The sequence below is a fragment of the Candidatus Ruminimicrobium bovinum genome, from assembly GCF_902760015.1.
GTDB classification, from domain to species: Bacteria; Elusimicrobiota; Endomicrobiia; order Endomicrobiales; family Endomicrobiaceae; genus Ruminimicrobium; species Ruminimicrobium bovinum.
The window spans coordinates 1-9,986 of sequence record NZ_CACWEU010000021.1; the positions used below are offsets into that span (position 1 = coordinate 1).

9 protein-coding genes and 1 riboswitch are annotated in these 9,986 nt (G+C 31.4%); of the genes, 3 read left to right on the top strand and 6 right to left on the bottom strand.

The annotated features are described in order from the left end of the window. Window positions 1–94 precede the first annotated feature (94 nt). Window positions 95–823, top strand: coding sequence for a M48 family metallopeptidase (locus ACMUOV_RS00570; RefSeq protein WP_413852754.1), 729 nt, complete (start codon window positions 95–97; stop codon window positions 821–823). On the opposite strand, the gene ACMUOV_RS00575 is transcribed toward ACMUOV_RS00570, so the two are convergent. From ACMUOV_RS00575 to ACMUOV_RS00600, 6 genes are all read right to left on the bottom strand, one after another. Next, window positions 820–1,623, bottom strand: a complete 804-nt coding sequence (locus tag ACMUOV_RS00575) for a P-loop NTPase (RefSeq protein WP_413852756.1) — start codon at window positions 1,621–1,623, stop codon at window positions 820–822. The genes ACMUOV_RS00570 and ACMUOV_RS00575 overlap by 4 nt on opposite strands. Window positions 1,624–1,683: 60 nt before the next feature. Further along, window positions 1,684–2,289: an anaerobic ribonucleoside-triphosphate reductase activating protein gene (locus ACMUOV_RS00580; RefSeq protein ID WP_413852758.1), complete on the bottom strand. Its 606-nt coding sequence runs from the start codon at window positions 2,287–2,289 to the stop codon at window positions 1,684–1,686. Between the two features lie 264 nt (window positions 2,290–2,553). Beyond that, window positions 2,554–4,659, bottom strand: a complete 2,106-nt coding sequence (locus ACMUOV_RS00585) for a ribonucleoside triphosphate reductase (RefSeq protein ID WP_413852760.1) — start codon at window positions 4,657–4,659, stop codon at window positions 2,554–2,556. A gap of 114 nt (window positions 4,660–4,773) precedes the next feature. Further along, window positions 4,774–4,970: riboswitch (cobalamin riboswitch) on the bottom strand. Between the two features lie 104 nt (window positions 4,971–5,074). After that, on the bottom strand, window positions 5,075–6,853 hold the full coding sequence (locus ACMUOV_RS00590) for a TonB-dependent receptor (RefSeq protein ID WP_413852762.1): 1,779 nt from the start codon (window positions 6,851–6,853) through the stop codon (window positions 5,075–5,077). Between the two features lie 69 nt (window positions 6,854–6,922). Continuing rightward, window positions 6,923–7,465, bottom strand: a complete 543-nt coding sequence (locus tag ACMUOV_RS00595; protein WP_413852764.1) for a hypothetical protein — start codon at window positions 7,463–7,465, stop codon at window positions 6,923–6,925. A 34-nt stretch (window positions 7,466–7,499) separates the two neighbouring features. Continuing rightward, on the bottom strand, window positions 7,500–9,017 hold the full coding sequence (locus ACMUOV_RS00600) for an AAA family ATPase (protein ID WP_413852766.1): 1,518 nt from the start codon (window positions 9,015–9,017) through the stop codon (window positions 7,500–7,502). A gap of 136 nt (window positions 9,018–9,153) precedes the next feature. Here ACMUOV_RS00600 and queF point away from each other — a divergent pair, with 136 nt between their 5' ends. Together queF and ACMUOV_RS00610 are read left to right on the top strand one after the other, a co-directional pair. Beyond that, on the top strand, window positions 9,154–9,537 hold the full coding sequence (gene queF, locus ACMUOV_RS00605; protein WP_413852768.1) for a preQ(1) synthase: 384 nt from the start codon (window positions 9,154–9,156) through the stop codon (window positions 9,535–9,537). Further along, window positions 9,538–9,986: FeoB small GTPase domain-containing protein (locus ACMUOV_RS00610; protein WP_413852770.1), on the top strand; the 449-nt coding region annotated here is incomplete at its 3' end.

Genomic DNA, 9,986 nt, shown 5'->3' on the forward strand with positions numbered 1-9,986 from the left:
ATAAAAATATTCCAAAAGACAAAGAATGCTTTGAAAAAACTCAGAAAAGCTATTTGTGTAAATACTGCAATTACAGAGAAATTTGTTTAAATAAATGACGGAAATTATTCAATTACAATTACTTAACGGAAAAATTATTAATGTTACCGTTAAAAGAAAAAAAATAAGAAATATATATTTGAAAATATTACCCGATACTTCCGTAGAAGTGTCGGCTTCTTTAAGAACCGACTTTAATGAAATTTCAAAATTCCTTGCCGGACATAAAAAATGGATAGAAAAAACAATTCTTAAATTTAAAGATAACGACACAATAGCAGATAATATTTGTCACGGTGGTGTTGCCGCAATATTGGGGACTAAATATATTGTTTTTGTTTATAAAAGCAACGTTGATAAAGTAATAAATGACGGTTTTACTATTTGTATTTATTCTAAAAAATATCAGGATAACGATTATATAAAGAAACAATATGAAAAATATTTTTATGAAACCGCTTTAAAATATTTTGAAATTATTCTTGATAAATATTATCCTGAAATTCAAAAATACAATATTATAAAACCTGTATTAAAAGCAAAAGTTTTAAAAAGTAAGTGGGGCAGTTGTGTTCCCAAAGATAAAAAAATAACTTTAAACCTGTTGCTTTATAAAACAAGACCCGAATGTATTGAATATGTGGTTCTGCACGAACTTACCCATTTGCTTTTTATCGGGCATTCAAAACAATTTTATGACTTTATACAAAAAATAATGCCTAATTATAAAGCAATTGAAAAAATGCTTGATTACGAGTATTCAAATATTTTGTTAAACAATTAGTTAGCCGATAAACTTTCAATTTTATTTAAAGTGTTTTTTAAATACCCGGTTTGTATATTTTCAATTTCACCTTTATCGCAAGTTGCTGCAATATTTGTATCAATAGGCATTTTATCGGTTACGGTAATATTGAATTTTTTTGCAGTTTCGGTTATATGGCTTTTACCGAACAATTCAATTTCTTTTGAACAATCCGGGCATTTAACATAGCTCATATTTTCAACTAAAGCCAAAATAGGAATATTCATCATTTTAGCCATATTAACGGCCTTTTCAACAACCATTGAAACAAGTTCCTGAGGGGAAGTTACAATAATAATACCGGTTACCGGTATTGTTTGAAAAACGGTTAACGGGACGTCTCCAGTTCCCGGGGGCATATCTATAAACATATAATCGATATCACCCCAAATAACATCTTTCCAAAACTGTTTTATAACACCCGTAATTACAGGACCTCTCCATATAACCGGGTCGGTTTCATTTTCAAGCAGTAAATTTATTGACATTATATCTGTTCCGTTTTTTGTTTTAACAGGGAAAAATCCGCCGTCACCGTTAATAGGTTTTAAATTCGTCACACCGAAACTCTTAGGTATTGAAGGACCTGTTATATCGGCATCCATAATTGCGGTTTTATAACCTTTTTTGGAAATTGAACAAGCAAGCATTGATGTAACAATACTTTTACCTACACCGCCTTTACCGCTTACAATTGCTATAACATTTTTTATATGTGATAATTTGTTCGGTTCTTCAATAAAAGATACGTTTTTTTTGTTGTTGTTTTCGTTGTTCATAATTTACCTCCTTGTTTGTAGGTAATTCTACAAAAAGAGTAGAAATTTTGCAAAAATTGTTTAGTTTATATGTGAATGGTATATAACCGGGTTGCATTTTTGTATTTTATAAAAACCTGCAACATTTAAAAAATCTGTCATTGTTTGAATATCTTTATCAAACAATTTTGTTTTGTCGTAAGTTGTTCTAAACAAAAAGTTTATACCGGATTTTTTAATTAAATTTATACTGAGTTTTATATTTTCAATGTTTACCGGAACACAACAAACCGAATTATATTTGTCAAACGGTGCCTTAATATCCATTGCAATAAAATTTACTAATTTTTGTTTTATTATTTGTTCTAAAACTTTAGGGTTTGACCCGTTAGTATCAAGTTTTATCAAAAAGCCCATATCCTTTACTTTTGTTATAAAATCTATTAAATCTGGTTGTAATGTAGGTTCACCGCCTGTTATTACAACCCCGTCCAACTGATTTTTTCTGCTTTCAAGAAAAGCAAAAATTTCTTCTTCCTGTATTGAAACTTTAAATAAAGAAGGATAAACAAGTTGCGGGTTATGACAATAACCGCATTTAAAATTACAACCTTGTGTAAAAATAATTGCAGCTGTTTTGCCCGGATAATCTATAAATGAAAATTTTTGAAGTCCGCCTATTCTCATGATAAAACACTCCGTGTTTTTTGATGTATAGATGTATGGAAGTATGGATGTATAGAAACGACTTCACGAAATAGATTGCCACACAACCTATGGTTGCTCACAATGACAACAAAGAGAAACTTTTATATCTATAGATGCGGATCAAGTCTGCAATGCCATTTTTTGATATACTTTGTTTTTCTTATTGTTTGTTGTTTGTCGTTATACTTCTATCCCTCTATTCTTCTATACTTCTATCCATCCGTAAAATTGCCGAAGGCAATTTTACATGTTTGCTACTTTTCTTATTTTATATTCTTCCTGTTTGCCGTCGTTCCATTGAGAAACAGGTCTTAAATATCCTACAACTCTCGAATACACTTCACAGGCTGCTCCGCAATGAGGGCAAACTTTTACTTCACCGTTTAAATACCCGTCGTTGGGACATACACTGAATGTAGGTGTAATGGACATATACGGCAACTTATAATTTGTAAAAGCTGTTTTTATAAAGTTTTTCATAGCTTCGGTGTTTGTGATTTGTTCTCCTATAAACATGTGTTGAACCGTTCCGCCGGTATACAAAGATTGTATTTCGTGTTGTAATTGTAAAATTTCAAATAAATCGTCGGTATAATTTACAGGTAACTGTGTTGAATTTGTATAAAACGGAGGATTATTTTGTTTAACGGCTTCCATATTTGCAAAAATAATATCGGAATATTTTTGTCTGTCTATTTTTGCAAGCCGATAAGATGTTCCTTCCGCAGGTGTTGCTTCCAAATTATAAATGTTGCCTGTTTCTTCCTGAAAGCTTTGCATTTTATCTCTCATAAAATTTAAAACTTTTAAAGCAAAATTTTTACCTTTATCACTTGCAATGTTTTCTTTTAAAAAGTTTAAGCAACATTCGTTCATACCTAAAACACCGATTGTTGAAAAATGGTTTTTCCAATAGCAATTGAATCTTTGTTTTATGTTCCTTAAATAAAAACTCATATACGGGTAAAGGTTTTGGTCTGTAAGCTTTTCCAAAACTTTTCTTTTTATTTCCAAACTGTCTTTTGCAATGTTCATCAATTTTTCAAGTTTTTCAAAAAAATCTTTTTCATCTTTTGCCAAATATCCTAACCTCGGCATACTCAAAGTAACAACACCTATTGAACCTGTTAAAGGTGATGCTCCGAAAAGCCCGCCGCCTCTTCTTCTAAGTTCTCTGTTATCTATTCTTAGTCTGCAGCACATACTTCTTGCATCGTCGGGGTCCATATCGGAATTGACAAAATTTGCAAAGTAGGGGATACCGTATTTTGCCGTTATTTCCCATAACAATTTAAGTTCGGGGTTGTCCCAATCAAAATCTTTTCCTATATTGTATGTGGGGATAGGAAAGCTGAAAACTCTTCCTTTTGCATCGCCTTCAAGCATAACTTCCAAAAATGCTTTGTTTAAAATATCCATTTCTTTTTGGAACTGTCCGTAAGTTTTATCCTGCGGTTTTCCGCCGATAATTACGGCTTCGTCTTTATAGTGTTTTGGAACTTTTAAGTCAAAAGTTAAATTTGTAAAAGGAGATTGAAAACCTACTCTTGTGGGAACATTCAAATTAAACAAAAATTCCTGTAATGCCTGCTTTACTTCTTTAAAAGATAAATTGTCATAGGCAATAAACGGTGCAAGCAATGTATCAAAACTTGAAAATGCCTGTGCACCTGCAGCTTCACCCTGTAAGGTAAAAAAGAAATTTACAATTTGCCCCAATGCACTTTTAAAATGTTTTGCCGGATAAGATTCAATTTTACCTGCAACACCTTTAAATCCGGTAACCAATAAATCGTATAAATCCCAACCTACACAGTATACACCGAGAATTCCCAAATCGTGTATGTGTAAATCGCCTTCGGTGTGTGCCTGTTTTATTTCATTAGGATAAATTTTATTTAACCAATAAGCTTTGCTGACTTCGGAAGATATATAGTTGTTTAATCCCTGCAACGAATACGACATATTGCTGTTTTCTTTTACCTGCCAGTCTTTTTTTGATAAATATTGGTCAACCAAATCAATATTGAAATTTGAAATAACATCTCTTATTTTTGAATGTTGGTCTCTGTATATAATGTATGCTTTTGCCGATGCTTTATAAGGAGAATTTAATAAAACTTCTTCAACGATATCCTGTATTTGTTCAACGGTAGGTTTCCCGTTACTGACGGTTTCCTGTGCAATACTCAAAACTTTAACCGTTAATTTTGAAGCTGTCTGCTCATCAAATTCGCCCGTTGCCTGACCTGCCTTTAAAATTGCCTGTTGGATTTTTTTGGAATTGAATTTTTCCTGTTTGCCGTCTCTTTTTAGAATACAATCAAAAACCGAAAGGATTTGTTCCATTTTGCATTTCTCCTATTTATCAAAAAATTTTTATTTTTACATAAATATGGAAATGCACCCTGATTTTCTTGTTTCCATTAATATTATAAAAAGTTATTCCTCGACAACTTTTATAAGCGATATGTATTTATTGGCAGGTCTTCTGGCTTAAGGGTAATAACCTACTGAACTTTATCTTCCCGCTTAAAAATAAGCAGTGATTGTTTTGATTAAAAGTTTTTCGTCCCCTATCACAGCACCGGGAGTGCTTCCGATTTTAACGGAATTTCCTATTAAGTTTGTAAAAAAACACCAACAAAATTTTCAAAATATGAATTGATTATATTTTTTATTTTTTAATTTGTCAATAAGAAAAACACAATATAAAGTATTTTATATTGTGTTTTAATCAATATGTTGTATAAGTTAATTTGTATTAAAATTTAATTTCCGTGCCGAAATATACGGCAGCACCGGGCATTTGCATAACAGGAAAAGCATCGGTTTGCCTGTCGATAAATATTTCGTAATCTTGGTTTGTTAAGTTCTGCCCGTTAACAAATAATTTTATATTCGTATTTACTTCGTAAGCAAGTTTTGCATTTACTACGGTAAAATCATTCAATCTGTTTTGTTTATTATCTGCGGCATAATATTCACCTACATACATGCCGTTTAATGTTAAGCTCCATTTATTTACTTTAAAATTAACTTCGGTATCTATTTTTTGTTCGGGCCTGCCTTGTGTATGTTTGCCAGCATTAAAATAAGTATATCCGGCTTTTGCATTTACATATTTATTAAAAACATAACCCGCAACAATTTCCGAACCTTTAAATTCGTAATCTCCTGCATTTCTGAATTTTCCTTTTTCAACCTGAATTAAATTATCACCTTTCATTACAAACCCGGTAATATTAAAAGTAAAATCTTCTTTTTTTATGTCAAAACCTACTTCATAATTATTGATTACTTCAGGTTTTAAATTTTCATTACTTGTAGGTAGCAGATACAATTCATTCAAATACGGGCTTCTGAATGCTCTGCTGTATAAGCCCTTTAAAAACATATCTTTTATAAATTCATATTCCAACCCTGCCCTTGCAGCAACAAAATCACCAGATATTTCGTCGTTGTTATATCTTGCCCCTGCAACTGCGGAAAAATTATCTGTAAAGTTATGTTTGTCCAAAGCAAATATTGCCCAGCTTGAAGTTTTCCAACTGCCTAATTTCATAGGTGACGGCACCGGTTTATCGACAAGTTTCCCTTCCTGCTGTCTGAATTCCGCACCTGTTTTTAATATGTCTTTTTCACCTATTTCAATATCATAATTTGCAAGTGCACCTATTAAAGAATCCTTTGAATGAAAATTGGTTGAAAATTTATGTTCTCCCCAATTTTCATAAATTTTTAAAGAAAGTTCCGACCTTGAAAATAATTTGTTGTAATCTGCCTGAAGCGAATATCTGTGATAATCTTCCCAATAATTTGCAGGCCAATTACCGCCTGAAGCAGGTTTCGGATAATGTGTTAAACCGGAATATTGTTTTGCTTGTATTTTTACAACACCGCCGTCTTTAAAAATATAACCTAATTTTTCATATAAATCGGTTGCATTATATTGAGAATTTTCCAAATGCCCGTCGCTTGCCGCTTTGTTTGCGGAAAATTCGTAAAAGATATTGTCCTGTATTCCGCCCAACCATATTTTTGAATTTTGAGTATTAAAAGAACCTATCGAAACATTAATGTTTCCTTCAAAAGGTTTTGTCGGCATTTTTGTAATAATATTTATGGCACCGCCGAGAGCTCCCGAACCGTATAAAACACTGTCGGGACCTTTCGTAATTTCTATTCTGTCTATGTTACCTGACAGTATGGAATGAGATACTCCGCAACCGAATAATGACATATATTCCGGTTTTCCGTCAATTGCAACAAATATTTTTCTGCAACTGTCGCCGAAACCTCTTATAACAGGGTCAGACCTTCCCATATCGGCTGTTTTTTGAACGAAAACACCTGTAGTATTTTGTAAAACATCCATGGCCTGATTTGAATGTTTGCTTTCAATTTCTTCCTGTGTTATTTCCTGTGTTGTTGTTATTGTATCCTGTTGTTTTGAAAAATCTTCCAAACTTAATTTAATTTCATCCGCAAAAATCGTTGTAGAAAGAAGCAATAAGCTTAATAAAACGGAAAATTTTTTCATAAAAGCTCCTTTAGTTTTTAATTGTTGTGTTATTATACAACATTAGAGTTGCTGTAAGGCAAGAAAATTTTATTTATTTTGACATTTTTTATCAGCAAAGGTATCTTTTATAACAAACTTAAGGTTTTTTTGAATGTTATCAAACCTGTTGGTAAACTTTTTTATATTTTGTTTGGGATATGTTGTATTTTTTGCGTTAACAATTTTAAGATTATTTTGAATATTATCAAATCTGTAACTGAAAGCCATATCATATTTTATGTGTTTATTTGATAATTGTTTGTTGTTTGGATTAACAAATTTAATGTTTTGCCCGATATTATTAAATCTTGTAGCAAAAGTTTTATTAGCTTCAAGGTTTTGCCTTCGCAATAAATTTCGTTTGAACTCTCTTGCTCTTTTGAAAATATCATCAGGAACGGAATCTTTTTTCGGTAATGTCTGTTTTAAGTTATTTGCTTTTTTTGACCAAAATTCAGCTTTTTCTAAATCTTTCTTTTCTCCGTATAAACCATAAGTATAAACTTTAGATAACATTATCATTGCATCTAATGCTTTTTCTTTATTTTTCCCTTCCGCTTTTATTAATAACTCTTCAGTTTCTTCATTCATATAAAATACTCATGTTATCTTAATTTTTAAATTCCTAAATATTTTCCGGTTTGGAAGCCGGAACGGCTCTGTTTTTTGCCCAATTTCTTAACCAATCTATTTTTTCTTTCATTGTTATGGACATAGGAACACTTTTTTCTATATTAATTATTATGTCATTAAGTTCAATTTCTCTGTTTTCATCAAAGGCATCATATAAAGCGGCAATTACGGCTTGTTCGATTTCGGTTCCGCTGTATCCGTTTGATTTTTCTGCAAGTAAATTAAAATCAAAATTCGTTATATCTTTATTTCTTTTTAATAAATGAATTTTAAAAATATCTTTTCTTTCCTTTTTTGTAGGTAAATCTACAAAAAATATCTCATCAAACCTGCCTTTCCTTAGTAATTCCGGCGGTAAAGCCGAAACATCATTTGAAGTCGCAATTATAAAAACAGGTTTTGTTTTTTCCTGCATCCAAGTAAGCAAAGAGCCGAACACTCTTGAAGATGTTCCTGAAGAATCTCCGTTAGAACCCACTCCCGAAAAACCTTTTTCCAATTCATCAATCCATAATATACAAGGAGCAACCGATTCCGCAATTTTTATTGTTTTCCTTATATTGTTTTCCGAATCTCCTACATATTTACCGAATATTGCACCCATATCAAGTCTTAATAAAGGAGTTTTCCATATAGAAGATATTGCTTTGGCTGATAAACTTTTACCGCAACCCTGAACACCGAGTAATAAAATTCCCTTAGGTTCCGGAAGTCCGAATTTTCTTGCTTCGTCGGTAAAAGCTCGTGTTCTTTTTGATATCCAGGTTTTTAAATTTTCAAGTCCGCCTATATTTGCCATATTTTCACAAGAATCGTAGTATTCAAGAATTGACGATTTTTTTATTATTTGTTTTTTCTCGGAAAGGATTAAATCTATATCTTTTACATCAAATTTTCTGCTTTTCATTATTGCTTTTGAAAAGACATTTTCTATTTCAATTTTTGTAAGTCCGCATGCTGATTTTAATAATTTTTCTTCTTCATCTTTTTTGAAATCAATAATGATATCCGGATTTTCGGATACGGATTTACAAAGACCGTCAAAAATATTTTTAATATAGTTTGTATCCGGTAACGGATAATCAACTACGGTTATATCTTTTTCAAGTTCTATCGGAATTTTTAAAACAGGAGAAATTATAAAACAAGTTTTCCGTGTTACGGTTATATTTTTCCCTAAATCTTTTAATGCCTGTATAACTTGTTTATCGTCCATAAAAAAATGTAAATTTTTAAATACAAAAATAATTTCTTCATCACTTTTCATTTGTTTAGCAACGGATATTGCATTTGTAGGGTTTGAAGAACCTTCAAAAAATTTTTCGTCACTGTCTAAAAAACCGTTGATACAATCCCAAAAATAAACTTTTTTAGATAAATTTGTTGCTATTTCATTTATTGTTTCTATAACTCTGTCTTCCTCATGTGAAACAACATAGATAATAGGATATTCTGCCAATACTAACGTTTTTAATTCTTCATAAATTTTTTGTTGATTATGTAATTCCATAGTTTAATTTCCATTTTTTTGTATATTATACTTTAAACTAATTTGTAAAGACAAGTTTGTCGTAATAAAAATGTGTATGTGACTTAAAAATAAAAAATTTGATAAAATTAACAAAAGTTTTAAAGGAGAAAAATTTATGAAAAATATGCCGGAATTTACAAAAGTATCAAAAAAATTGTTACAAGCCATGCCGTACCAATATGTAGGAAACAATATAAATGTTTGTATAGAAACAGACGAATTTACATGCCTTTGCCCGTGGACGGGCTTGCCGGATTTTGCACATTTAAAAATTCAGTATATTCCGAACAAAGTTGTTGTTGAACTGAAATCGTTAAAAATGTATTTGCAGTCTTACAGAATGGTGGGAATGGTTCACGAATCTGTCGTAAACAGTATTATTAAAGATATTAAAGAATTATTGAAACCGAAACAAATATATGTTGAATTAGTGTTTAAAATCAGAGGCGGAATTACAACAACGGTTTCTGCTGGAAGTATAAAAGAAGGTAAAAAATAAATGTCAAAACTTATAGCATTTGTGGGCAATCCGAATGTCGGCAAATCGGTAATATTCAATAAACTTACCGGGCAATATGCCGTTGTTTCAAACTATGCAGGCACTACGGTTGATGTAACAAGAGGAAACATTACTATTGATAATGAACAATATCAGGTTGTAGATACCCCAGGCACATATTCTTTAATGCCGTTATCCGAAGATGAGCAGGTTACAAGAGATTTAATAATAAAAGAAAAACCTAACATTATTGTGCAAGTTTGCGATATGAAAAATATTGAAAGATCTTTGCATTTATTTTGTGAACTTGCATTGTTTAAAATTCCAATGATATTGGTTTTAAATATGCGGGATGAAGCACTGCAGGCAGGTATCAGAATAAATATAAAAAAATTGACGGAAGTTTTAGGTGTTCCAATAACATGTTGCACAGCAACAACAGGCGACGG

What these genes read in the sequence shown, in the direction of transcription:
- ACMUOV_RS00590 (WP_413852762.1), bottom strand. Translation starts at nt 6,853, where the DNA reads ATGAAAAAATTTTCCGTTTTATTAAGCTTATTGCTTCTTTCTACAACG.
- queF (WP_413852768.1), top strand. Translation starts at nt 9,154, where the DNA reads ATGAAAAATATGCCGGAATTTACAAAAGTATCAAAAAAATTGTTACAA.
- ACMUOV_RS00580 (WP_413852758.1), bottom strand. Translation starts at nt 2,289, where the DNA reads ATGAGAATAGGCGGACTTCAAAAATTTTCATTTATAGATTATCCGGGC.
- ACMUOV_RS00585 (WP_413852760.1), bottom strand. Translation starts at nt 4,659, where the DNA reads ATGGAACAAATCCTTTCGGTTTTTGATTGTATTCTAAAAAGAGACGGC.
- ACMUOV_RS00600 (WP_413852766.1), bottom strand. Translation starts at nt 9,017, where the DNA reads ATGGAATTACATAATCAACAAAAAATTTATGAAGAATTAAAAACGTTA.
- ACMUOV_RS00575 (WP_413852756.1), bottom strand. Translation starts at nt 1,623, where the DNA reads ATGAACAACGAAAACAACAACAAAAAAAACGTATCTTTTATTGAAGAA.
- ACMUOV_RS00595 (WP_413852764.1), bottom strand. Translation starts at nt 7,465, where the DNA reads ATGAATGAAGAAACTGAAGAGTTATTAATAAAAGCGGAAGGGAAAAAT.
- ACMUOV_RS00570 (WP_413852754.1), top strand. Translation starts at nt 95, where the DNA reads ATGACGGAAATTATTCAATTACAATTACTTAACGGAAAAATTATTAAT.